The sequence below is a fragment of the Terriglobales bacterium genome (assembly GCA_035561515.1).
Taxonomy (GTDB): domain Bacteria; phylum Acidobacteriota; class Terriglobia; order Terriglobales; family Acidobacteriaceae; genus DATMXP01.
The window spans coordinates 239705-262517 of record DATMXP010000027.1 but is presented as its reverse complement, the minus strand read 5'-3'; the positions used below and the strand labels follow the sequence as shown (position 1 = coordinate 262517).

22 protein-coding genes are annotated in these 22813 nt (G+C 58.2%); 14 read left to right on the top strand and 8 right to left on the bottom strand.

The annotated features are described in order from the left end of the window. Window positions 1–28: 28 nt before the first annotated feature. Window positions 29–424: a peptide-methionine (R)-S-oxide reductase MsrB gene (gene msrB / locus VN577_13940; protein ID HWR15924.1), complete on the bottom strand. Its 396-nt coding sequence runs from the start codon at window positions 422–424 to the stop codon at window positions 29–31. Window positions 425–613: 189 nt separating this feature from the next. Here msrB and VN577_13935 point away from each other — a divergent pair, with 189 nt between their 5' ends. From VN577_13935 to VN577_13895, 9 genes are all read left to right on the top strand, one after another. After that, on the top strand, window positions 614–1867 hold the full coding sequence (locus tag VN577_13935) for an efflux RND transporter periplasmic adaptor subunit (protein ID HWR15923.1): 1254 nt from the start codon (window positions 614–616) through the stop codon (window positions 1865–1867). 57 nt (window positions 1868–1924) lie between these two features. Then, on the top strand, window positions 1925–2629 hold the full coding sequence (locus tag VN577_13930; GenBank protein HWR15922.1) for an ABC transporter ATP-binding protein: 705 nt from the start codon (window positions 1925–1927) through the stop codon (window positions 2627–2629). 18 nt (window positions 2630–2647) lie between these two features. Then, the gene (locus VN577_13925) at window positions 2648–2851 is read left to right on the top strand and encodes a hypothetical protein (protein HWR15921.1); all 204 of its coding nucleotides are present in this window, start codon (window positions 2648–2650) and stop codon (window positions 2849–2851) included. A 381-nt stretch (window positions 2852–3232) separates the two neighbouring features. Then, complete coding sequence (locus VN577_13920) at window positions 3233–3550, top strand: ATP-binding cassette domain-containing protein (GenBank protein HWR15920.1); 318 nt, start codon at window positions 3233–3235, stop codon at window positions 3548–3550. 38 nt (window positions 3551–3588) lie between these two features. Beyond that, on the top strand, window positions 3589–5508 hold the full coding sequence (locus VN577_13915; GenBank protein HWR15919.1) for a TolC family protein: 1920 nt from the start codon (window positions 3589–3591) through the stop codon (window positions 5506–5508). 6 nt (window positions 5509–5514) lie between these two features. Then, the gene (locus VN577_13910; GenBank protein ID HWR15918.1) at window positions 5515–6921 is read left to right on the top strand and encodes a sigma-54 dependent transcriptional regulator; all 1407 of its coding nucleotides are present in this window, start codon (window positions 5515–5517) and stop codon (window positions 6919–6921) included. After that, entirely contained in the window at window positions 6908–8257 is a 1350-nt protein-coding gene (locus VN577_13905; protein HWR15917.1) for an ATP-binding protein, read from the top strand. The genes VN577_13910 and VN577_13905 overlap by 14 nt, the downstream gene beginning before the upstream one ends. A gap of 63 nt (window positions 8258–8320) precedes the next feature. Then, window positions 8321–8881 carry a hemerythrin domain-containing protein gene (locus tag VN577_13900; GenBank protein ID HWR15916.1) on the top strand — a complete coding sequence of 187 codons (561 nt, stop codon included), beginning with the start codon at window positions 8321–8323 and terminating at the stop codon, window positions 8879–8881. A 124-nt stretch (window positions 8882–9005) separates the two neighbouring features. After that, window positions 9006–9713: a class I SAM-dependent methyltransferase gene (locus tag VN577_13895; GenBank protein ID HWR15915.1), complete on the top strand. Its 708-nt coding sequence runs from the start codon at window positions 9006–9008 to the stop codon at window positions 9711–9713. On the opposite strand, the gene VN577_13890 is transcribed toward VN577_13895, so the two are convergent. Continuing rightward, window positions 9701–10654, bottom strand: coding sequence for a small ribosomal subunit Rsm22 family protein (locus VN577_13890; protein ID HWR15914.1), 954 nt, complete (start codon window positions 10652–10654; stop codon window positions 9701–9703). The two genes, VN577_13895 and VN577_13890, sit on opposite strands and share 13 nt — an antisense overlap. A 13-nt stretch (window positions 10655–10667) precedes the next feature. Beyond that, window positions 10668–11048, bottom strand: a complete 381-nt coding sequence (locus tag VN577_13885) for a hypothetical protein (GenBank protein HWR15913.1) — start codon at window positions 11046–11048, stop codon at window positions 10668–10670. Window positions 11049–11248: 200 nt separating this feature from the next. Between VN577_13885 and VN577_13880 the strand changes: the two genes are divergently transcribed. Next, window positions 11249–11968 (top strand): DUF4142 domain-containing protein, encoded by a 720-nt coding sequence (locus VN577_13880; protein ID HWR15912.1) that lies wholly within the window; start codon window positions 11249–11251, stop codon window positions 11966–11968. A 50-nt stretch (window positions 11969–12018) separates the two neighbouring features. Here VN577_13880 and VN577_13875 read toward each other — a convergent pair whose 3' ends face one another. The 3 genes from VN577_13875 to VN577_13865 are packed head-to-tail and all read right to left on the bottom strand — an operon-like array spanning window position 12019 to window position 14739. Next, window positions 12019–12660, bottom strand: a complete 642-nt coding sequence (locus VN577_13875) for an LUD domain-containing protein (protein HWR15911.1) — start codon at window positions 12658–12660, stop codon at window positions 12019–12021. Next, window positions 12653–14035: a LutB/LldF family L-lactate oxidation iron-sulfur protein gene (locus tag VN577_13870; GenBank protein HWR15910.1), complete on the bottom strand. Its 1383-nt coding sequence runs from the start codon at window positions 14033–14035 to the stop codon at window positions 12653–12655. Before VN577_13870 ends, VN577_13875 begins: the two co-directional genes overlap by 8 nt. Continuing rightward, a complete protein-coding gene (locus tag VN577_13865; GenBank protein HWR15909.1) occupies window positions 14032–14739 on the bottom strand; it encodes a (Fe-S)-binding protein in 708 nt (235 codons plus the stop codon). The genes VN577_13870 and VN577_13865 overlap by 4 nt, the downstream gene beginning before the upstream one ends. A 334-nt stretch (window positions 14740–15073) precedes the next feature. Here VN577_13865 and ilvD point away from each other — a divergent pair, with 334 nt between their 5' ends. Genes ilvD through ilvC form a run of 4 tightly spaced genes read left to right on the top strand, consistent with a single transcriptional unit; the run spans window position 15074 to window position 20233 of the window. Then, complete coding sequence (ilvD, locus tag VN577_13860) at window positions 15074–16834, top strand: dihydroxy-acid dehydratase (protein ID HWR15908.1); 1761 nt, start codon at window positions 15074–15076, stop codon at window positions 16832–16834. Window positions 16835–16868: 34 nt separating this feature from the next. After that, window positions 16869–18590 (top strand): biosynthetic-type acetolactate synthase large subunit, encoded by a 1722-nt coding sequence (gene ilvB / locus VN577_13855; protein HWR15907.1) that lies wholly within the window; start codon window positions 16869–16871, stop codon window positions 18588–18590. 7 nt (window positions 18591–18597) lie between these two features. Beyond that, on the top strand, window positions 18598–19158 hold the full coding sequence (ilvN, locus tag VN577_13850) for an acetolactate synthase small subunit (protein ID HWR15906.1): 561 nt from the start codon (window positions 18598–18600) through the stop codon (window positions 19156–19158). Between the two features lie 37 nt (window positions 19159–19195). Further along, on the top strand, window positions 19196–20233 hold the full coding sequence (gene ilvC, locus VN577_13845) for a ketol-acid reductoisomerase (GenBank protein ID HWR15905.1): 1038 nt from the start codon (window positions 19196–19198) through the stop codon (window positions 20231–20233). A 44-nt stretch (window positions 20234–20277) separates the two neighbouring features. Here ilvC and dnaG read toward each other — a convergent pair whose 3' ends face one another. Together dnaG and VN577_13835 are read right to left on the bottom strand one after the other, a co-directional pair. Beyond that, window positions 20278–22116, bottom strand: a complete 1839-nt coding sequence (gene dnaG / locus VN577_13840; GenBank protein HWR15904.1) for a DNA primase — start codon at window positions 22114–22116, stop codon at window positions 20278–20280. Window positions 22117–22211: 95 nt separating this feature from the next. Then, the gene (locus tag VN577_13835) at window positions 22212–22796 is read right to left on the bottom strand and encodes an HD domain-containing protein (GenBank protein HWR15903.1); all 585 of its coding nucleotides are present in this window, start codon (window positions 22794–22796) and stop codon (window positions 22212–22214) included. Window positions 22797–22813 lie beyond the last annotated feature (17 nt).

Below are 22813 nucleotides of genomic sequence, written 5' to 3'. Positions count from 1 at the left end.
CTGGTGTGGGTCGTGGGTGGATGACTTTTTATTTGGGATCGAGCTTCAACGAAGCTGAGTTGATGCAGAAGCGCTGGCCGGTTGGGCGCGGGCCGTCGGGAAAGACATGCCCCAGGTGCGACTCGCAACGAGAACAGATCACCTCAACGCGCCGCATTCCGTAGCTATTGTCTTCATGCGTTTCGACCGCTTCAGGTTTCGCGGGCTGATAGAAGCTCGGCCATCCGGAGCCGGATTCGTACTTCGTATCGGACTCGAATACCTCCTGGCCGCATGCGGCACAGCGGTAAGTGCCGGCCTGCTTCGTGTGAGCGTATTCGCCCGTGAACGCCATCTCCGTCCCCTTTTCCCGCAGGATGCGGTACTGTTCCGGGCTAAGTTCCTGGCGCCACTGCTCTTCTGACTTTTTGATCTTTTCTGTCATGCCTTCCTCGAGGAATTAGATACCGCAAAAGGTGTTTCGATGCAGGCTGTTGCAAGGTGTTCGATTCCGGACACTCAGCGACAGTTCCGAACAAGAGGCCGAAGGGTCCGCACACCGATTTCCATTTAGGATCAACAGGTTAGGCAACGCTATCCTTTGGCGAATGGCTTGCCCTTAAGAAGAACAGTTATGGATATACCTCGTCAGAATGCCGCACGGGAACGCCGTCGCCGGCAGATCATCATAGGCGCCATCGGGATCGCACTCATTCTCCTGATCACACTGGGAGTTTCCCGTCTTAAGCCCGCGGCACCGTCGGTCGAACGCTCCACGGTTTGGGTGGACACGGTGAAACGCGGCCCGATGCTCCGGCAGGTTCGGGGACTGGGCACACTGGTGCCAACGGATATTCGGTGGCTTCCGGCTGCGACGGAAGGGCGCGTGGAGCGTCTGTTAATTCAACCGGGAACCAAAGTGAAAGCCAGTGACGTAATTCTCGAGATGAGCAATCCGCAAATCACCCAGGCGGCACTCGATGCTGAATGGCAGATGAAGGCGGCCGAAGCGGAATATCAGAACCTGGCGGTCCAATTACGCAGCCAGGTGTTGGCACAAAAGTCGGAATGGGCGAAGGTTCAATCGGAGTATTCCGCCGCGAAGATGCAGGCCGACACTGACGCAGAACTGGCAAAGCTGGGCGTCATTTCAACCAATGCCCTGAAGGTTTCCACGGGCAAGGCGACAGAGCTGAACACGCGTACGGAGATCGAGCAGCAGCGGCTCACCAACAGCGGAGAAACTCTCAAGGCGCAACTCGAAGCGCAAAAGGCAAAAGTCGAGCAGGCACGTGCGATGTATCACCTGCGGCGCGAGCAACTGGAAGCCCTGCGCCTTCGCGCCGGGACGGATGGAGTGTTGCAGGACCTGCCGCTGAAAGAAGGTCAGTGGGTGACTCCCGGAACGACGTTGGCTCGCGTCGTCCAGCCCGAACGATTGAAGGCAGAGTTGCGTGTTCCAGAAACACAGGCGAAGGACATCGCTCTCGGACTGCCGGCACAGATCGACACCCGGAACGGCATTGTTCAAGGCAAAGTGATGCGAATTGATCCTGCCGTCGTGAACGGAACCGTCACCGTTGACGTACAACTGGAAGGACAGTTGCCGCAGGGGGCGCGTCCGGACCTGAGCGTGGATGGCACGATCGACCTGGAGAACCTGAAGAACGTGATGTTCGTGGGACGCCCGGCGTTTGGGCAGGAAAAGAGTACGGTCGAGATTTTCAAGCTGGAAGCCGACGGAAAAACGGCTAGCAGGGTGAAGGTGGATCTCGGCAGGAGTTCGGTCAACACGGTGGAGATCGTGAAAGGACTCAACGAAGGCGACCAGGTAATCCTGTCGGACATGTCGCGTTGGGACAAGTATGACCGCATTCGCCTTGAGTAGAAGAGAAGTATGTTCGCAGGCAATCCAAAACGAGCGGAAAGTTTTCGAGGAGAACCGATGAGCGGAGTCGAACCACAAGCCCTGATCAAGATGGAAGGGATTAAGAAAGTGTTTCTCACGGACGAAGTGGAAACGCATGCGCTGAGCGGAATTCACATGCAGATCAATAAAGGCGAGTACGTTTCCATCGCGGGCCCCTCAGGCTCAGGGAAATCGACACTGTTGGCGATCATCGGATTGCTCGACTCGCCGAGCGACGGCAACTACACGCTCAAAGGAACGTCCGTTTCCAATCTCGATGTGGCGGACCGCGCGATGATCCGCAACCGTGAGATCGGATTTATCTTCCAGAGCTTCAACCTAATTGGCGACCTGAACGTTTACGAGAACGTGGAACTGCCGCTCACGTACCGGGGCATGTCGGCCACCGAGCGTCGCACGCGCGTACAGCAGGCGCTGGAGCGTGTGGGTATGAGCCACCGCACCAAGCACTATCCTTCGCAGTTATCCGGCGGTCAGCAACAGCGTGTGGCAGTGGCCCGCGCCCTGGCAGGCACACCGGCAATCCTGCTGGCGGACGAACCGACCGGAAACCTGGATTCCCGCAATGCGGAAGCTGTCATGGAACTGTTGCGCGAATTGCATCGGGAAGGCGCAACCATCTGCATGGTCACGCACGACCCGCGTTTCGCGCGTCACGCCGACCGCACCATTCACCTCTTCGACGGCCGCGTAGTGGAAGAAACCGTGGAAGTCGCGTAGCTGATTTGAGGATCTGTGATGAAACGAGTAGTGGCAGGAGCGATTCTGTTTCTGATCGCCGCGGCGGCAAGCGCAAACGTAGCCGCGTGTGATTCGATCCCGTACACGAAGATCACAACAATCTTCCAACGGGGCTCCAGCACGGTGATTGTTTCGGCCGACGAAGACTTCGTCACCGTTGTGACTTACGACAGCAGCGAAACCAAGTCGGAGTGGATGTAGAGGTGAGACCTTGATTCAGCTGACAAACGTCGAGCGTACGTACAAAACCCCAGCAGGTGTTACGTGGGTCCTTCGTCGTATCAACCTCAACATTCAGGAGGGAGAGTTTGTCACGATCATGGGCGCTTCCGGCGCGGGAAAAAGTACGCTGCTGAACGTGATTGGCATGCTCGATGACGGCTGGAGCGGCGAGTACCGTCTGCTTGACCATGATGTTCACAAACTCGACCGCAAGAAGCGCGGCGATTTGAGCCGGCAGTATATGGGATTTGTATTTCAGAGCTATCACCTGCTCGACAACCTAACCGTTTACGAGAACCTTGATGTGCCTTTGTCGTACCGGAACGTCGGCCGATCACAGAGGGCATCGATGTCGGCGATGTGCTGGACCGATTTCAGATCGTTGGTAAGAAGGACCTTTATCCGAATCAACTCTCGGGCGGACAACAGCAGTTGGTGGGAATCGCACGCGCTGTGGTTGGAAATCCCAAGCTCATCCTTGCCGACGAACCCACGGGCAATCTGCATTCATCGCAAGCGAAAGAAATCATGGAGTTGTTCCGAAAGCTCAACCAGCAAGGGACAACGATCATCCAGGTGACGCATTCAGAAGTAAATGCCTCGTACGGAAACCGGGTCATCACGCTTGCTGATGGCTGGGTGACGAAAGACAAAACATCTCCAGCACTACACACGTAACCGTTTAACAGCAACTCGGCTCGGCGGACCAGACACACATGAAAACTACTGCACTCGTTCTCTGTCTTGCGATATTGACCGGCTCCCTGGCGGCTCAGCAGCCTACGTTTGCCGACTATACGAAGGGCGCAAGTCACTTCCCTTTTTTGATCAGTCCGTATCGCGCACGGTCGGTTCCTGAACCAACCATGACCAACACGCCGAAACTGGAGACACTAATAAAAGATGGATCCGTCATGCTCTCGATGAGCGACGCCATCGTGTTGGCACTGGAGAACAACCTCGATCTGGCGATTGCACGTTACAACCTGTCAATTGCCGACACGGATATCCTGCGCGCAAAGTCCGGCGCGGATGTGCGCGGCGTGGCAACGGGCCTGGTGCAAGGCACGCCCGGCGGCGGGATTGGCGGCTTTGGCACCGGCGCGAGTGGAGCGGGAGCGGGCGGAACGAGCGGCGGTGCGGGCGGCGCGGGTAGCGGTGCGTCGGGCTTGGTGCAATCCACGTTGGGAACTGGAACTCCGGTGGAGTCATACGATCCGGAGGTCAGCGGTACGACACTGGTGAACCACGTGTCGGCTCCGCTCTCGAACACAGTCACCACCGGTGTCAACCTGTACCAGCAGAACGATCTCTCGGCCAATTTCCGTTATGCGCAGGCGTTCGCGACCGGCACGCGGATGACCGTGGACTTCGACAATACCCGAAGCACAAACAACAGCCTGTTCAGCACGCTGGTACCGGAAGTTCGATCTAATTTTCGGCTTACGCTACGCCAACGACTGCTGTCGGGCTTCGGCTTCGGACCAAACTTGCGTTACATTCGCATTGCGAAAAATAATCGTGAGATCTCCGACATTGCGTTCCGCAACCAGGTGATTGCCACTGTGTCGCAGATCCAGAACATCTACTGGGACCTGGTGAATGCATACGAAGACGTGCGAGTGAGGGAGCGCTCGCTGGCGGTGGCGCAGAAGACGCTGGCCGACAACCGGGAGCAGGTGCGACTCGGAGCAATCGCTCCCATCGAAGTGGTCCGCGCTGAGAACGAACTGGCGACGCGCAACCAGGAATTAATCCTGGCCCAGACGACGCTTCAGTTGCAGCAGTTGCTGATCAAGAACGCGATTGCACGAAACATGAACGATCCGGTATTGGCAGCCGCGCCCGTGATCCCAACCGACACCATGGACCTGCCCGCGGCGGAACCGATCGTCCCAGTACAAGACCTGGTGGCTGAGGCCGAAGCGCATCGTCCGGAACTGGCGCAGGCAAGGATTGATCTGTCGAATCGCAAGATCTCGCGGAAGACAGCGGCCAACTCGCTGCTGCCCTCGCTGGACCTGGTTGCCTGGTATGGCGGGTCGGGATTGGCAGGCGTTCAGAATCCCCTGAATGAAGACATTCCGACGGGATCGATTCTCCGCAGCGGCTTTTCCAATGCGTTCGCGACTCTCTTCCGGAATGACTATCCGGATTACGCCATCGGTTTCAGCTTCAGGCTGCCACTTCGTAATCGGGCCGCACAGGCGGACCAAGTCCGTTCTGAGTTGGAGTTCCGGCAGGCGGAGATGCGGTATCAGCAACTTCGCAATGAGATTAACATCGAAGTACGAAACGCGCAGTTCGTAGTGCAACAAAGCAGGGCCCGGGTGGATGCTGCCCGGAAGTCAAAAGAACTGGCTGAGCATCTCTACGACATTGAGCAGAAGCGGCAGGCACTAGGTGCGAGCACGAGCTTCCAGGTACTTCAACTGGCTCGCGATCTGGCGGTGACGGAATCTAATCTGGTCGCAACAATGACAGCCTATGAAAAGGCGAGGGTGGAACTGGATCGCGTGACAGGGGCAACGCTGACGCGAATGAACATCAGCCTCGACGACGCCCAGAATGGACGCGTAGCACAGTCACCGCAGATCCCGGGAGTTGTATCTCGTCCGGAAAAGCAGGTACGGTAGACATACGTGAGCACTGTAAACACACCAACCGAAACCCGGGCGCGCACCGCCGCTGAAACAGCGCCGCGCATCCTGATCGCCGACGACCAGCGCGACATCATTGAAGCGCTGCGACTGTTGCTGAAGCCGGAAGGCTACCAGGTGGAAGGCGTATCGTCCCCGCCTGCGGCTTTGGCTGCCATCCAGTCGAAGCAGTTTGACGTGGTGCTGATGGACCTGAACTACGCCCGCGACACGACTTCTGGACAGGAAGGACTCGACCTGCTGGCGCAGATACAAGCGATTGACAGCACACTTCCGGTGATCGTGATGACCGCCTGGGGCAGCGTGGAACTGGCGGTCGAGGCAATGCGAGGCGGGGCGAGGGACTTCGTGCAGAAGCCCTGGGACAACGCTCGCCTGCGGGCAATTGTAAAGACGCAGTCGGAACTCGGCCGCGCGCTGCGGCAGACGCAATGGCTGGAAGCCGAAAATCGCCTGCTACGCATGGATACGCAGGTAAAGCTGATTGCCGAATCGGCGGTGATGAGACCGGTGCTGCAGTTGATCGCGCAGATCGGTCCGTCGAATGCCAACGTGCTCATCACGGGCGAACACGGGACCGGCAAGGAAGTGATCGCGAACACGCTGCACGCGATGTCCTCGCGCTCGCGAAAGTCGATGATTACGGTGAACACCGGCGCAATCCCCGAAGGCGTGTTCGAAAGCGAGTTGTTCGGTCACGTGCGAGGCGCATTCACCGACGCAAAGACGGACCGAGTCGGACGCTTCGAACTGGCAGACAATGGGACGCTGTTCCTGGACGAAATCGCCAACGTTCCGCTAAGCCAGCAAGCGAAATTGTTGCGAGTATTGGAGACGGGTGAACTGGAGCGCGTGGGATCGTCGATTACGCGTAGGGTTGATGTGCGCGTGATTTCGGCGACGAATGCGAACCTTGACGAAGAAGTACGCGACGGGCGATTCCGCGAAGATTTGCTGTTCCGGTTGAACACCATCGAAATACATCTGCCGGCACTGCGCGAGCGGCGCGAGGATATCCCGCTGCTGGCAATGCATTTCATGCGCCAGTACACGCAACGGTATCGGAAGGACGTCCGTGGATTTGACGCGGCTGCATTACAGGCCTTGCTCTCGCATCCTTGGCCGGGTAATGTACGCGAGTTAGACCACGCCGTGGAACGCGCGGTGCTGCTCACCAGCGGCGAGCAAATACGGGCCGCCGACCTGGTGCTTCGGGCACCTCGCGAGAGTACGCAGAACCTCGACCAGATGAGCCTGGAAGATGTGGAAGCGTTCCTGATCAAGAAGGCGTTGTCACGATTTGGAGGAAATATAAGCCAGGCGGCAGATGCGCTCGGGTTGAGCCGAAGCGCACTGTACCGGCGGCTTGAGAAATATGGTCTCTCCTGAGCGCACGCTCGCCCGACGTCGAAAGCGTCGTTGGAGCCATGAGAACCACGTTTTCCTTTTAGCGCTGCTTTCCGGGTCGGCCGCTCTCGTGGCCGCACTGCTGTTGCTCTGGCTGGAACCACACGAACCCAGAACTCGCTGGACACTGACCGTCGTGATCAGCCTCGCTTGGATTGGGTTTGCATGGTCGGTGCGCACAACCGTTTCGCGTCCCTTACACACTCTTGCGAACATGCTGGCCGCGCTGCGAGAGGGCGACTATTCGATTCGCGTGCGACCTTCCGGCGCAAACGACGCGCTGAGCGAACTCATCTACGAAGTGAATGCCCTTTCCGACGCGCTACGCAACCAGCGACTCGGGGCGATGGAGACAACTGCTCTTCTCCTAAAGGTGATGGCGGAGATCGATGTCGCTATCTTCACCTTTGATGAGAAGCACAGACTGCGGTTGATCAATCGGGCGGGCGAGCAGTTAATTGAGCAGTTTGCCGAGCGGGCACTCGGTCGCACGGCATCGGAACTTGGCATTGAGGAGTTCCTCGGCGGGGAAAGCGCGCGCACATTGGACCGCACGTTCGGGGGACAGGCAGGGCGCTGGGGGCTTCGTCGCAGCGAATTCCGCCAGGATGGACGGCCGCATCAACTGCTGGTGATCGCCGACTTGAGTCGCGCGCTTCGAGAGGAAGAACGGCAGGCCTGGCAGCGACTGGTCCGGGTGCTCGGTCATGAATTGAACAACTCGCTGGCTCCTGTGCAATCCATTGCGGACTCCCTTTCCACGATGCTGAAACTGCAGCAGAAGCCTGCGGATTGGGAGCAAGACGTCGCGACGGGGGTGCGCGTGATTGCGGATCGCGCAGAGGCGCTGAATCGCTTCATGCGTGACTACTCGCGGCTGGCAAAGCTGCCGAAACCGCAGCCGCGTCCCGTGCAAGTGGAGACTGTGGTCAGGCATGTGGCGGCGCTGGAGAAACGCTTGCCGGTGCAGGTTGAGGCAGGTCCGCCGTTGACACTCTCGCTCGATCCGGATCAGTTTGAGCAATTGTTGATCAACCTGGTGAAGAACGCGGTGGACGCTTCGCTCGAGTCGAAGGGCGCGGTGCAAGTCGGGTGGGAGCAGAACGGCAACACTGCGGAGATTTTCGTGCGCGACGAGGGGCCGGGGATCGCGAATCCGTCGAATCTGTTTGTTCCATTCTTTACTACCAAGCAGGGCGGAACTGGAATTGGGCTGGCGCTTTCACGGCAGATCGTGGAGGCGCACAACGGCACAATCTCGCTGGAAAATCGCCATGGCAGCCGCGGATGCGAGGCGCGCGTTCGGCTGCCACTGTGACATAAGTCATTCCGCAAGCCTCTTTTGCGAAGCTAACCTCAGCTTTCATTCTTGAGGTGCGCAATGTTCCAACCTACCCAGATCCTTCGCGACGAACACGATGTGATTCTTCGCGGTCTCGAAATCCTCGAATCTTATGCCGAGAAAATGAAAGATGGCGAGAACGCCTCGCCCGACAGCCTGGAAAAGCTGATTGAGTTCTTCCGGCTCTATGCGGACAAGACACACCACGGCAAAGAAGAGGCGCTGCTGTTTCCGGCAATGGTCGCCAGAGGCTTTTCGTACGAGAGTGGCCCGATTCATTGCATGATTTCAGACCACGAGCAGAATCGAGTTCTCACGCGCCAGATGGTGGAAGCTATCGCCGCAATGCGGTCGGGCGTGCAGAGCGCCAATATGCGGTTCGCCGAAGCGGCGGAGCGCTATGTAAACGGCCTGCGGGAGCATATCCAAAAGGAGAACCTGGTGCTGTTCAACATGGCGGAACAGGTGCTGCCTCCTGCGGAAGAACCGGAGATGATGGCGAAGTTCGAGCACGTTGATCGCAACGAGATTGGGGAGGCAGAGATTCGCAGGTTGATTGCGATCCTTGACACTCTCCAAGTTGCAGTACCTGCTGTCTAGCTGTACGTCTGCTGTACCCCTGAACCGGCGCAGGTGCCCGCCCAAACGCCTGCGCCGGGCTCTTCTTCTGTCAGTGCAATTCGTCACCAAATCAAGCAGTACGTTTCGGTAGACTTACTCCCGTATGGGGACTTCCCTGATCGATGTACTCCGGAAGCGCTGGCGCGACACCCGCAGCCGACAAGGCATTCTCGGATCGGCGAGAGAGATCGGCGCGGACGTTTGGGAGTTTGTGAAAGAGTCTACGCCCGAGAGGCGGCGTTCCCTCTTTGGCGATGCGGAGTATGACTGGGAGCACGAATCGAACACGACGTCCGGAGGCGTGAGTCAACGGACACGACTGCTCGCCGCGATATCCGGTGCACCGTATCAACCAACGGAACCCAGCCTGTTCCACGAGATGTTAGGTGCGTTGAAGGTCGATGTTTCGGAGTACGTGTTCGTGGATCTTGGGTCGGGAAAAGGCCGCACGCTGCTGATGGCGGCTGAGTATCCGTTTCGAAAGATTGTCGGCGTGGAGCTGTTTTCGGAACTGGATCAGGTGGCGAAAGAGAACATCAGAAAATCCGCGCACAGCCATCGCATGGAATCGATTTGTGCCGACGCACGCGAGTTTCAATTCCCCGCCGAGCCGCTGGTCTTGTATCTATTCAATCCGCTTCCCGCCGCAGCGCTGGTCGAGGTTGTCGAGAATTTAAGGCTGTCGTTACAGCAAAGCCCGCGCAGCGTGCGCGTGATCTACCACAATCCAATTTCCGAGAATGTGCTCGCCGACGCAGGCTTCCTTCGCAAAATGTCGGCAACGCACCAGTACGCGATCTATTCGAACTGATTCCACGCGTCGCCCCACTTGCTGCGGCGCGCCGCGCGAAAGGCTGACTTCTGCGATCGCGTGACGGTCTGTTGCTGTAAACCCGAAGGCGTACACAGTTGCAGCCGGATGAATCCGCTGCGGGTTTCGGGATGACGAACGATGCGTGATGCTGCACGGGGAACCGGGCTCTTACCGAACACAAGATAAGAGAACTTCTCGTCTTCGTAGCCGAGGTCTCCGCCCTTCAGGCGACGGTGCAAGGCGGAGCGTTCAAGGCGAGCAGCGAAGTGGCACCAGTCGTCTGCCTCCCACATAGGGCACTCATCCTGGTGTGGACATGGCGCGACGAGATGAGCGCCGGCTGCGATGAGTTCCCGTCGAATACGGGCGAGCGTTTGAAAGTGGCGGGGAGTACCGGGCTCGATAATCACGAGAAGGCCCTTCGCCGCCGCGAGCGCATTCTGCACGACCAAAATGGGATCCGGCATTTCGCCCAGTGAGTAAGACAGCACAACAAGCTCAACCGGTGGATACGATGCGCGCTCCATGTTGGTGTGAACCCAGGTGGCCTCCTGAAGAACCGAGTGTTCGGAGGCCAGACGCTTCCCGGTATCGATCATGGGTGCATTGCTCTCGACGAGAGTGGCGTGGCGGATCGCGGGCCAGATCTCGCAAGCGGCCCAAGTCGCAGTGCCAGGACCGGCCCCCAGGTCGAGTATGCTCGTGGGATTCCACTCAGGCGTGATGCGCGCAATCTCGTGGAACACATGCAGGTCGGCGGCAAACGTTGCTGGAAGCCGAGTGGCCAAATATGCCAACCGCTCTTCAGGGGTATTCAGAGTAGCGGTGCCGAATTTATAGCCCGAGGTAAGATGACTTGCCGCACGGGCGACTTTAGCCAGCTCCAAGGGAGCGAGTTCCCGTTCGATGGCGTCCTTCAATATTGGCGGAAAGCTCACCTATTCAGTGTACTCAGGCGGCTTTTGGAAGGGGAGCCTCAGCCTGTTCTGCCCAGGAGAAAAAGGCGATGTGGCATCCGCCGATGTCGCAAACGAAGAGGTCCGCACCCCAATGCGTCCGCTTCACTTCGGAGAGCACCTTCATCCGATGGCGTCGCACGATCTCGACCGTGCGCTGGACGTCCTCCACCTCTACGATGACATCAGCAGGTGCGGGAGGCTGGCCGTGGTAAAACTCCAGCACCCCGTCTCCGGCGATAAGAGGAACACCCCGACTGCGATGATCATTCCAGCCGTCGCCATCCGTGAAACCCAACTCCAGCAATACTGCGCGTACCCGATCCAGTTCGTTGTGTTGTGCAACAATCCTGGGAACCACCACCGATCTGATCACTGAGGGCCGTCTCCGACTATCTCTGATGCAAGTTCGGAGACAATGAGCAAGCATCGAACGTCATTTTCCGCCAAGCCGGAATGCCACCAGAACTGACATCTCGCGCAAAGAGCGCGAGCATCCAACCCTTCAATTCAAGCTATAAACCGGGATACGTGCGCCATCCTTCGTCGGATTACACCTCAGCAACGGAGATACAAATGGAGAGTTTCAAGAAAGTTCTGCGTGGTGCTTTCATCACGTCTACAGCGGTCTGCCTGTTGTCGTTTGGGGTGGCCGCACAAGATCAAACAACCAGTCCCCAAGGGTCGACGGGTGCTGATCAGCATGCGACCCACGGAAAGACCCACAAAGGCTCGACCTCGAAGGCGGCTTCGAGCAGCGAAACTTCGAGCAGTGCCGGGGCCGCGAGCGGCAGCCTGAGCGCAGCTGATAAGAAATTCGTAATGAAGGCTGCCGAGGGCGGATTGACGGAAGTGCAACTGGGACAATTGGCTGCGCAGAAAGGCCAGAGCGATGACGTAAAGAAATTCGGTCAACGCATGGTGGACGATCACGGCAAAGCCAACGATCAACTCAAGCAATTGGCGGAACAGAAAGGCGTCACGCTTCCGACGGAGCCTTCGGCGAAGGACAAGGCGGAAGCGGATCGCCTGTCGAAACTTTCGGGCGACCAGTTCGACAAGGCCTACATGCGGCACATGGTCATGGACCACAAGAAGGACGTGGCCGAGTTCAAGAAAGAGTCGACCACTGCGAAGGATAGCGACGTGAAGAACTTCGCTACGCAGACTCTGCCGACCTTGGAAGACCACCTCAAGCAGGCGGAGCAGGTGGCCGGCAGCACTGGCGCAAAGACGGGAATGGAGCACAAGAGCAAAGCGAAAACCGCGAGCGCAACCACACCCAATCCGAAGTAACGAGTGCGAACACAACATAGAACGAGGGCACGGCTGCGGCCGTGCTCTTCCTATTTGTGTTCGACAATTACGACGAGGCGTTTGGGGCCGTGCGCACCGATGACAAGGAGCTTCTCGATGTCGCCGGTCCGACTGCATCCGGTAATGACGCCAAGGAAAGAGTTGGTATCCGCTAGCCGGTTGAGAGCAGCCAGTTCGAGCGCGGCCTCCACGTCGCGGACAAGCTGCCGTTCATGCGCGATGACGATGTGAACCGGCGCGACGACGGATGCCCCACGGCCACCGCAATCCGAAGAGACCAGCAGCGAACCGGTTTGCGCAATGAGCGCCTCGGCGCGCGTGATGGTGGCCTGACATGATTTCGTTGGAGGGCCTTCAGTGGACCAGAGAACTTGGTGGTCCGTCTTGCCGGGACCCGTGCTGCCAAGCAATGTACGGAATTGGGCGGTGTCTTCGACGAAGATCTCGCCGGGCTCAACCGAGGAGAGAACCCGAGCCAGTGCGGCGTCGACATCGCGAGTGACGATACACTCCGTCAGATTGCCACGGCATTCGTCTTCAAAGCGGCGCAGCAGATCTGGAATGGGTGCGAAAATTCCTTCAGTTGAGCGCCTCGGCTGCGCGGAGCGGCGGGTCTTAAGGGCGTTTTCGATGCGGCCTAAAATTCGCTCACGGCTGCTCAGATCAGACATCGCCGTCCCTCCACATCTGACGGAATGATTTCTTTGGCATCTGTGGGGGCGTGCGATAACGATTCCATTCGCGCAGCGGGTCGAAGGCAGTGCCACGTAACAAGGTCGCAAGTTTCTTGCCGATCCCAGCAAACCACGTATAGCGAGCGCTACTGAGCATGGTCCACCGGAAAAGGCGAAAAGCGATCCGTTCCAGCAGGGGCCGCGAGTTCTGAACTGCGTTGCGCCGGTTTCGAAGCAAGTGATGGTGCAGGTCGATCTTGACCGGGCATCCGGCGGTACACGCTCCGCACAGCGACGACGCGTACGAAAGGTGATCGAAGTCGTGTCCGCGGAAGTGCGGCGTGAGCACGCTACCGATGGGGCCTTGATATGTTGTCCCGTAGGCGTGGCCGCCGATCTGGCGATACACCGGGCAATTATTCAGGCAGGCTCCGCAGCGAATACACTTCAGGGCTTCGCGCTGTTCAGATTCGGCGAGCAGGGCGGTGCGTCCGTTGTCGAGCAGGACGACGTGGAATTCTTCAGGGCCATCGACCTCGTTTTGGCGGCGTGGTCCGCCGATGAGAGTGTTGTACGCGCTGAGAGATTGTCCGGTGGCGGCTCCGGCGAGCGTTGGCCAGAGAATTCCGAGGTCACTGAGCTTTGGAACAACCTTCTCGATTCCGGTAACGACAACATGGATCCTGGGTAGAGCCGTGCCGAGACGGGCGTTGCCTTCGTTGGTGGTGAGCGCAATCATACCGGAATCGGCGACAAGGAAATTCGCGCCTGAGATCCCCATTTCGGCCGAGAAGAAGAACTCGCGCATGACGCGGCGCGCGGCGGCAACAAGTTCCACCGGTTCGTCGGTGGTGATGCCGGGAAGTTTCTCCTTGAAGGTCTCGTAGATCTCCTTGCGGGTAAGGTGCATGGCGGGCGTGACGATGTGATACGGAGGCTCGTTCCGCAATTGGACGATGTATTCGCCGAGGTCGGTTTCAAGCACCTCGCATCCGGCACGCTCGAGCGCAGAGGTGAGGTGGATTTCCTCGGTGACCATCGACTTCGACTTAACCACTCGCTTTACGCCGCGGTCGCGCGCAAGGTTAGCGACATAGTCACGAGCCTCTTCGGCGGTCTCTGCCCAGAAAACGACTCCACCCCGCGCCTTCACCTTCGCTTCGAATTGCTTCAGGTAGTCGCCAAGATGTTCGATGGCGTCGTCCTTGATTGCGGAGCAAACGTCGCGAGCGCCTTCCCAGTCGGCGAAACGTGCAACGCCCTCCGCGAGGCGGACCTCGTAATGGTCCATGTTCTTGCGGATGATCTTGCGATGCGCGAGATCGACAGATTTGGCTGCTGCATTGAGGAGAAACTCCCGGGCTGGGTTCATTGCGCGGCCTCACTGGCGAGAATCGACGCGAGGTGGATCGTCTTCATCGGCGAGCGCTTCTTCCGCAGGATGCCGTCGATGTGCATGAGGCAACTGGGATCAACAGCGGTGACAAAGTCCGCCTGGGTCTGCTCGGCGTTGCCGGTCTTCACGTCGCCCATTGCAGCGGAGATCGCTCCAAACTTCACCGAGAATGTTCCCCCGAACCCGCAGCACTCATCGGAATCGCGCATCTCGATCAGTTCCAGGCCACGGACATTCTTGAGGAGTTTCCGTGGACCCTGGCGAATGCCGAGTTCCCGGTTGGCGTGGCAAGAATCGTGAACCGTTACTTTGTGCGGGAAGCTGGCACCCACATCTTCCATGTTGTATTTGAGGAGGAACTCTGAGAATTCGAAGAACTTCTCCAGCCCGAAGGTCGAGTGCAGAAGCTCGGGGTAGAACTTGCGGACCATCGCGACACAGGAGCCGGAAGGTCCAACCACAACCTCTGCCTTATCGAATACTTTCAGGAACCGAGCTGCGAGTTGGCGCGCATCCTGCCAGTAACCGGTGTTGAAAGCTGGCTGCCCACAACAGGTCTGGTCCTCAGGGAACCAGATTTCGCACCCGATTCGGCGTAGCACGCGGGCCATATCCACGCCGACCTGGGGGCAGACCTGGTCCACGAAACAGGGGATAAACAGCGCGACTCGGGGCAGCATCGCTTCGGTTATAGCGGCAGGAGGGCGAGTCCGCAAGGGCGTGCGCACACACGGTAACGGCAGCAGGCCAGTTGCGTACGTGATTGGGATGTATAAGTAACAACCGACTATTACTTTCGGTTATATAAGCAAAACAAATATTTGCTTGACGCCTGTTTAGCGGCTGGCTTACCTTCAGTTCACGCTACCAATGACCGATCAACGCAATTCGGTGTCGATCATCATCCGGCTGGTACGGGTCGCTGTAGGAGTGTCCATTGTAGGGACACGAACCCAAATCGGCGGATGAGGTAAAGCGAAATCAAGATTCAAAGCCACCATCCGCCAGACCCGGATGGTGGCTTTCGCGTTTAAGGACGTCATGTCTCAGCCAGGAAAAAGATACAGCACGGCAATAACTGAAGGAGCGCATCGCGCGCCAGCTCGCGCAATGCTGAAAGCGGCCGGCTTTTCCGACGAGGATCTTAGAAAGCCGATCATCGGCGTGGCCAATACTTGGATCGAGATTGGACCCTGCAACTATCACCTGCGTGAACTTGCGGCCGCTGTAAAAGAGGGCATCCGGCGCGCGGGCGGCACACCGATGGAGTTCAACACGGTGTCGATCTCGGACGGCATCACGATGGGCAGTGAGGGCATGAAGGCTTCGCTGATCTCGCGGGAAGTGATCGCCGACTCGATTGAGTTGGTCGCACGCGGGAACTTGTTCGACGGCATGGTGGCGCTGTCCGGATGCGATAAGACAATTCCGGGAACGATCATGGCGCTCGCGAGGCTGGATATCCCGGGGCTCATGATCTACGGCGGTTCGATCGCGCCTGGGCGATTCAAGAATCACGACGTCACCATCCAGGATGTTTTTGAAGCCGTTGGCGCACACGCGCGAGGCAAGCTCAGCGATACCGACCTTTGTGATCTCGAAAACCACGCCTGCCCGGGAGCCGGTGCCTGTGGCGGTCAGTACACGGCGAACACCATGGCCATGGTTGGTGAGTTCCTTGGAATCTCGCCGATGGGAACAGCGAGCGTACCGGCCGTGGAGAATGCGAAAGCGAATGAAGCAATCCGTGCCGGAGAGCTCGTAATGGAGCTGGTTCGTCGCGATGTCCGTCCTTCGCAGATCATGACGCGCGCGGCCATTGAGAACGCAATCACAGCGGTTGCCGCGAGCGGCGGATCGACGAATGCGGTCCTGCATCTTTTGGCGATTGCGCATGAACTCGGACTGGACCTTCAAATCGACGAGTTCGACCGAATCGCCGCGACAACACCCCTGATCTGCGATCTGAAACCAGGCGGGCAGTACACCGCGGTCGATATGTTCCACGCGGGTGGAAACCGTTTGCTTGCGCAACGGCTGAAGTCTGCCGGACGTCTGAATGCAGGCTGCGTGACGGTGTCGACGAGAACCATCGGCGATGAAGCGGATTCTGGCAGCGAACGCGCGGGGCAACAGGTAGTGCTGCCCATGCAGCAGGCGCTGAAGCCGCACGGGGGGTTCGCAATCCTTAAGGGCAATTTGGCTCCTGAAGGATGCGTGCTGAAACTGGCGGGGCACAACATTCGCCACCATCGGGGGCCGGCGCGAGTGTTCGACTGCGAAGAAGAAGCTTTCGCCGCCGTGCAGTCAGGGGGTATCAAGGCCGGTGACGTGGTGGTGATTCGATATGAAGGTCCACGAGGCGGGCCCGGTATGCGCGAAATGCTGGCGGTAACGGCAGCAATTAACGGTGCAGGTCTGGGAGATGACGTGGCCCTCATCACCGATGGGCGCTTTTCCGGCGCGACGCACGGATTCATGGTGGGACACGTGGCTCCCGAAGCCGCCAATGGCGGACCGATCGCAGCGGTGCGCGACGGTGATGTTGTGGAGATAGATGTGAACTCGCGCATACTGAGCGTCGAACTCACGGAAAACCAGTTGCGATCAAGACTGGCGACATGGCACGCACCCGCGTCGAAGTATCCGACGGGCGTGATGGCCAAGTACGCAAAGGGAGTCGCCTCGGCTGCGCAGGGCGCGGTAACCACGGCGTTTGTGCCGCGCACCGCAAAACAGGAATTGGAAGTCGAAGCCGGACGCTGTGTCCGTTAAAGAAAAGGGTCGTGCCTGCCGGCACGAAAAGAGGATGGAAACAATGGTCACCAAGACCGGAGCAGAGATTGTTTGGGAATGCCTGCAGCGCGAAGGCGTGAAGCATGTGTTCGGATATCCAGGTGGAGCGATTTTGCCCACCTACGACGCATTAACCAAGTACGACATCCACCACGTGCTGGTACGTCATGAACAGGGAGCAACCCATATGGCGGACGGCTTCGCACGCGCTTCGGGAGAAGTCGGTGTAGCGATCGCCACGTCGGGACCGGGCGCAACCAACATGGTGACCGGAATCGCGACGGCCATGCTCGATAGTTCCCCAATCGTCTGCATCACGGGACAAGTGGGCAGCAAGTTGATCGGCTCAGACGCGTTCCAGGAAACTGACATCACGGGTGTCACACTTCCGATCACGAAACACAATTACCTGGTTACGCACCCGCAGGAAATTGCCCGGACGATTCGGGAGGCGTTCTACATCGCGAAATCAGGGCGCCCCGGGCCGGTGTTGATCGACATCACGAAGGATGCGCAGCAGAGTTCATGCAAGTTCGACTGGGATGGTGCTGCTCCGCAACTATCTGCGTACCGGCCGGACCACTCCCCTGCTCCGACCGATTTCGATAAAGCACTGGCGCTGATCAACAGCGCAAAGCGCCCCGTCATCCTGGCCGGACACGGCATTATTTTGTCCGGTACGACTGACCTGGTACGTCGTTTCGCAGAAAAGGCTCACATTCCAATCGCCATGACATTGCTGGGGATTGGCGCGATTCCGGCTTCCCATCCGCTGAACCTCGGCATGATGGGCATGCATGGTGAAGCATGGGTGAACACTGCGATCCAGGAGGCCGACCTTCTGCTGGCCTTCGGTATGCGATTCGACGATCGCGTTACCGGCAACCTGAAGACCTACGCGCCGAATGCGAAGAAAATTCATATCGAGATCGATCCGGCGGAGATCAACAAGAATGTGCGCGTGGATGTGGCGCTGGTTGGTGATCTGGGAGAAGTACTCGAAGAACTGCTTCCACGGACCAATGAGAACGACCGCAGCGAATGGAATTCGTATATCCGCGACCTGAAGGGAGACTCGGCGGTTCGCGATATTCAGAATCTTCCCGACAGCGGACACTTGTACGCGGCCCACGTGATCAACGATCTGTGGCGCGAAACACACGGACGCGCGTTGGTGGTGACCGATGTCGGCCAGCACCAGATGTGGGAGGCGCAGTATTACCACCACGATGAGCCGCGATCGCTGATTACCTCCGGCGGTCTGGGCACGATGGGCTTTGCCCTACCCGCGGCGATTGGAGCGAAATTCGCGCGTCCCGACGCGGAAGTGTGGGTCGTTGTTGGCGATGGTGGATTCCAGATGACGCTGTGCGAACTCGCAACGATCGTGCAGGAGAAGATCGATGTGAAGATCGCAATCATCAACAACGGATACCTCGGCATGGTGCGCCAGTGGCAGGAATTCTTCTATGACAAGCGCTACGCGGCCACACCCCTGGTGAACCCCGATTTTGCAAAGCTTGCGGATGCGTACGGCATTCGCTCATTCTCAGTCGCCGGACGAGGTGATGTGGTCAGCTCGGTGCAGGCCGCGCGCCAGCATCCGGGACCTGCACTGATCGATTTCCACGTGGAGCAGGAGGACTCGGTGTACCCCATGGTGCCCGCAGGCGCCGATCTCCACGCAATGATTCGCCGTCCTTCACCGCTGTTTGAAACCGGCTCGGACGAGTAAGGAACCTATGCTGAACACATTAGTGGTTTACGTTGAAAACAAACCGGGCGTGCTGACTCGCGTCGCTTCGCTCTTTCGTCGTCGTGCCTACAACATCGAATCGCTGACGGTGGGACATACGGAAAAGGCCGGTGTCTCGCGTATGACGATCGTCGTCGATACAGACGAGTTCGGTGCACGACGCCTGGAAGCTCATCTCTACAAACTTGTGAACGTGTTGCTGGTGGAGAACATCAGCCCTTCGCCCAATGTGGCCCGGGATCTGGCATTGATCAAGGTGGCGGCAACGGCGGACAACCGGTCCAACGTACTGCAACTGGCTCACGTCTTTCGCGCACGCGTGGTAGACGTCGCACCGGAATCCGTGATCGTTGAGATCACCGGCACGGAAGACAAGATCGATGGGCTGCTCGAAGTGCTGCGACCTTACGGCGTTCTCGAAATGGTCCGCACGGGCCGCGTGGCGATGTCGCGAGGGACGAAGGCGGCTGCCGCAGCGGTTTCCGCGAGCACCGAAGTGTTTACTGACCCGTATTCCATGCCGGACGACGTCAGCTATTCAGTCTAGGTTTTCGATTTCGAAGAAGGATTTGAAGAGGAGTTTTATGGCTAACATTTACCACGATAAAGATGCCGACCTGAAGATCATCCAGTCGAAGAAGGTCGCCATCATTGGATACGGCTCGCAAGGCCACGCCCACGCTCTCAACCTGAAAGACAGCGGTGTCAACGTCCAAGTTGGCCTGTCGCTCTCTTCGTCGTCCAAGGCAAAAGCCGAGGGTGCCGGATTGAAAGTCACCGATGTCGCCAGCGCTTCGCAGTGGGCCGACGTCATCATGGTCCTTATTCCGGACACAACCCAGCCCGATGTTTACAAAAAGTCGATTGAACCGTACCTCACGGCCGGCAAGACGCTTATGTTTGCTCACGGCTTTAACATCCGCTTCGGCACGATTACCCCTCCAAAAGACGTAAACGTCAGCATGGTGGCGCCGAAGTCTCCGGGACACCGGGTTCGCGAACTGTATCGGGATGGAGCGGGAACTCCTGCCCTGCTTGCCGTTCACCAGGATGCAACCGGCGATGCCAAGGCGCTTACGCTTTCGTACGCGAAAGCTCTCGGCGTAACCCGCGCCGGCGTGCTCGAGACCACTTTCTCGGAGGAGACAGAAACCGACCTGTTCGGCGAGCAGGCCGTGCTCTGCGGCGGCGCGAGCGAACTGGTGAAGGCCGGATTCAATACGCTGGTGGAAGCCGGGTACCAACCGGAGATCGCCTATTTCGAGTGCCTGCATGAGCTGAAGCTGATTGTGGATCTCATGTACCAGGGCGGCCTGAATTACATGCGCTACTCCGTGAGCGACACGGCGGAGCACGGCGACTATACCGGTGGGCCGCGAGTAATCAATGATGCGACCCGTGCCGAAATGCGCAAAATGCTTAAGGAGATCCAGGACGGCACTTACGCCAAGAAGTGGATCGAGGAGAACAAGCAGGGACGTCCGTGGTTCAATGCGACGCGCGAGCGCGAACAGGAGCAATTGCTTGAGAAAGTAGGCGCGAAGTTGCGCGAGATGATGCCCTTCCTGAAACCGGTGAAGGTGACACCACAATCGGAACAGGCAGCAGTCGCAACAAGGTAAATAGAAGTATGTGTGAGGAGGCCGGTCGTTCGCGACCGGCTTTCTTATTGCCGCACGTGTGCTGCTAGCGCACGGTCGATTTCCACCTTCTGCCGGAGCAACTGCGCAAGCAAAGCGGAATCGTTCTTCCGTTCGGCATCGACGATCTTGTCGCGTAACTCACGCTGTTGGCGTTCGAGATGACGGCGACGCAACGCAAGGATGGCGCCCTCCATCAGTTCGGGTGTCAACGGTTCCTCTTCGTTCATGAGGCACTCCGCCAGAATTTTCCGGTCGTGATCGTTGACCGGAAGCGAGCCGAGGTCCACATCTTCGGCCACCAGCAGAGCATTGACCAGCGATTCGGTGCCGAGCCCATGATGCAGTGGCTCATGTTCAAGGGCAAAGCGGGCCTGGCGACAAGGATCAAATTCTTCTTCGGCTCCGTCGCGTGACGAGGTACGGTCGTCCGACAGGATGTCGTGTGTCCCGGCGAGTGCACGAATGATGATTCTTTCCGCGTCAGTAACCGATGCCACAGTGGGCGCTGAAACCTGCTTGGTACCGCGATTCGTCGCCGCGTGCTTCAGTTCCTGTCGTAAGACGCCGGAGTCAATCCCTAGCTTCTGCGAGATTTCGTTCGCGAGTTCATCGCGTGCAATACGGCTCGGAACCTTTTGGATGTGCGGCAGCAGAAAGTTGACGGCTTTCACTTTGCCTTCCGGCGTACGCACGGGGAACTTCATTTGGGCGCGCTCGATGAGGTAGTCGAAGTAGCGGGGAGCACCTTTCAACCTCGTCGCATATTCCTGGGCGCCTTTTTTACGGATAAACAAGTCCGGATCGAATCCCTGCTCCAGCGTCAGAACCTTTATTGTGAAGTCTTCCTCGACGAGCAGTGCGAGGGTTCGCTCAGTGGCCGTGGCACCGGCGGTATCGGGGTCGAAGTTGACGACGATATTCTGGGTGAAGCGTCCTAGGAGTTTGGCCTGAAGGTCGGTGAATGCGGTTCCGGACGAAGCAATGACGTTATGGAATCCGGCGGCGTAAACGGAAATGCAGTCCATCTGGCCTTCGACCAGAATCGCGTAGCCAAGATGGCGGATGGCTTCCTTCGCTTTGTCGAGATTGAACAAGACGCGCGACTTCACGTAGATCGGCGTTTCGGGTGAATTGAGATACTTCGGCCCGGCTTTCTCGTCAATGGAAAGCGTGCGTCCGGTGAACGCGATCACGCGTCCCTGATCGTTCATGATCGGGAACATGATCCGGTTACGGAACTTCGAATAAAGCGGGGCGGATTTCTGTGCCGCGTCGGATTGCGTGCGATCGTCCTGCTTCCAGGAGAACAGGCCGGACTGCTTCATGATCTCTTCGTCGAACTGCCCGCGGAGAGCATCGCGCAAAAGGAAGCCGGTTTCTGGTGCGAAGCCGATGCGGAATTTCGCGATCGTTTCTGGAGTCAGTCCACGTCCGGTCAGGTACTCGCGTGCCGCAGTCCCATCCGACTTTCGGAGCTGTTCCTGAAACCATGCACAGGCTCGTTCGTTGATGTCCACCAGTTGGCGGCGGAGGTCGGCCTGACGTGCTTCCGCGGGTGAATCATACTGCACCTTCGGCATCGGCACGCCGAGCTTCTGCGCGATCAATCGAATGGCTTCGCCGAAGGTGATGTTCTCTATCTTCTGGACAAACTTAAAGACATCGCCGGAATCTCCGCAGCCGAAGCAGTGATAGAACTGGCGCGTGGCGTGAACGGAGAACGAGGGGGTCTTCTCTTTGTGGAACGGGCAAACGCCCTGATAATTTTGTGCTCCCGACTTCCGCAGCGGCACGTAGTCGCCGACGATACGGACGATGTCGGCTTGCGCGCGCAACTGCTCTTTGAAATCGGTGGTGGACATCGCTATTAGTTTGCCTCAGCGGAGGCTTGACTCCAACGTCATTCGGGCCAGACTTGTGCGAAAACTGTGCAGTTTGGCCCTAAATGAGTGGAAAATCAGGCCCTCACCATTCCCGCGGCGCAGGCGTCGTCGATCAGTCTCATGACGGTCGGCCATACCTGCGGCATGCCGATCCTGACCGCTTCCATGCGCTCGAGCACCTGAGCCCGACTGACCCCGTGCTTTCTCCAGCTTTCGCCGCCTGAGTAGAAATTCTGTAGCAATGGCTGAAGGCGGTCGAGTGCATTGGCGTATTTCGATTCCGGAGTGGCGCGGTGCTCGAATTCGTTCCAGAGCGAGCGAAGGTCGTCGCGTTGCTCCGCGGGCAGAAGTCCGAAGAGGCGCTCGGCGGCCGCCTGCTCGCGTTCGTTCTGAGTCGCGACGTTGATTGTGTCGTATGCAAAGGTGTCGCCGGCATCGATTTCGACGATGTCGTGCACGAGCAACATCTTCATCACGCGAGTGACGTCAACAGGGGCGATCGCGTATTCGTTGAGCAGCATCGCCATGCTGGCAAGATGCCAGGAATGCTCGGCGCTGTTCTCGCGGCGCGAGCGGTCCATCAACAAGGATTGCCGGAAAATCGTTTTCAGCTTGTCGAGTTCGATGACAAAAGTCAGTTGCTGTTGGAGTCGATCCATTGATCCCATTTTGCCAC

What these genes read in the sequence shown, in the direction of transcription:
- msrB (HWR15924.1), bottom strand. Translation starts at nt 424, where the DNA reads ATGACAGAAAAGATCAAAAAGTCAGAAGAGCAGTGGCGCCAGGAACTT.
- VN577_13935 (HWR15923.1), top strand. Translation starts at nt 614, where the DNA reads ATGGATATACCTCGTCAGAATGCCGCACGGGAACGCCGTCGCCGGCAG.
- VN577_13930 (HWR15922.1), top strand. Translation starts at nt 1,925, where the DNA reads ATGAGCGGAGTCGAACCACAAGCCCTGATCAAGATGGAAGGGATTAAG.
- VN577_13925 (HWR15921.1), top strand. Translation starts at nt 2,648, where the DNA reads ATGAAACGAGTAGTGGCAGGAGCGATTCTGTTTCTGATCGCCGCGGCG.
- VN577_13915 (HWR15919.1), top strand. Translation starts at nt 3,589, where the DNA reads ATGAAAACTACTGCACTCGTTCTCTGTCTTGCGATATTGACCGGCTCC.
- VN577_13905 (HWR15917.1), top strand. Translation starts at nt 6,908, where the DNA reads ATGGTCTCTCCTGAGCGCACGCTCGCCCGACGTCGAAAGCGTCGTTGG.
- VN577_13900 (HWR15916.1), top strand. Translation starts at nt 8,321, where the DNA reads ATGTTCCAACCTACCCAGATCCTTCGCGACGAACACGATGTGATTCTT.
- VN577_13895 (HWR15915.1), top strand. Translation starts at nt 9,006, where the DNA reads ATGGGGACTTCCCTGATCGATGTACTCCGGAAGCGCTGGCGCGACACC.
- VN577_13880 (HWR15912.1), top strand. Translation starts at nt 11,249, where the DNA reads ATGGAGAGTTTCAAGAAAGTTCTGCGTGGTGCTTTCATCACGTCTACA.
- VN577_13875 (HWR15911.1), bottom strand. Translation starts at nt 12,660, where the DNA reads ATGTCTGATCTGAGCAGCCGTGAGCGAATTTTAGGCCGCATCGAAAAC.
- VN577_13870 (HWR15910.1), bottom strand. Translation starts at nt 14,035, where the DNA reads ATGAACCCAGCCCGGGAGTTTCTCCTCAATGCAGCAGCCAAATCTGTC.
- VN577_13865 (HWR15909.1), bottom strand. Translation starts at nt 14,739, where the DNA reads ATGCTGCCCCGAGTCGCGCTGTTTATCCCCTGTTTCGTGGACCAGGTC.
- ilvD (HWR15908.1), top strand. Translation starts at nt 15,074, where the DNA reads ATGGTGGCTTTCGCGTTTAAGGACGTCATGTCTCAGCCAGGAAAAAGA.
- ilvB (HWR15907.1), top strand. Translation starts at nt 16,869, where the DNA reads ATGGAAACAATGGTCACCAAGACCGGAGCAGAGATTGTTTGGGAATGC.
- ilvN (HWR15906.1), top strand. Translation starts at nt 18,598, where the DNA reads ATGCTGAACACATTAGTGGTTTACGTTGAAAACAAACCGGGCGTGCTG.
- ilvC (HWR15905.1), top strand. Translation starts at nt 19,196, where the DNA reads ATGGCTAACATTTACCACGATAAAGATGCCGACCTGAAGATCATCCAG.
- dnaG (HWR15904.1), bottom strand. Translation starts at nt 22,116, where the DNA reads ATGTCCACCACCGATTTCAAAGAGCAGTTGCGCGCGCAAGCCGACATC.
- VN577_13835 (HWR15903.1), bottom strand. Translation starts at nt 22,796, where the DNA reads ATGGATCGACTCCAACAGCAACTGACTTTTGTCATCGAACTCGACAAG.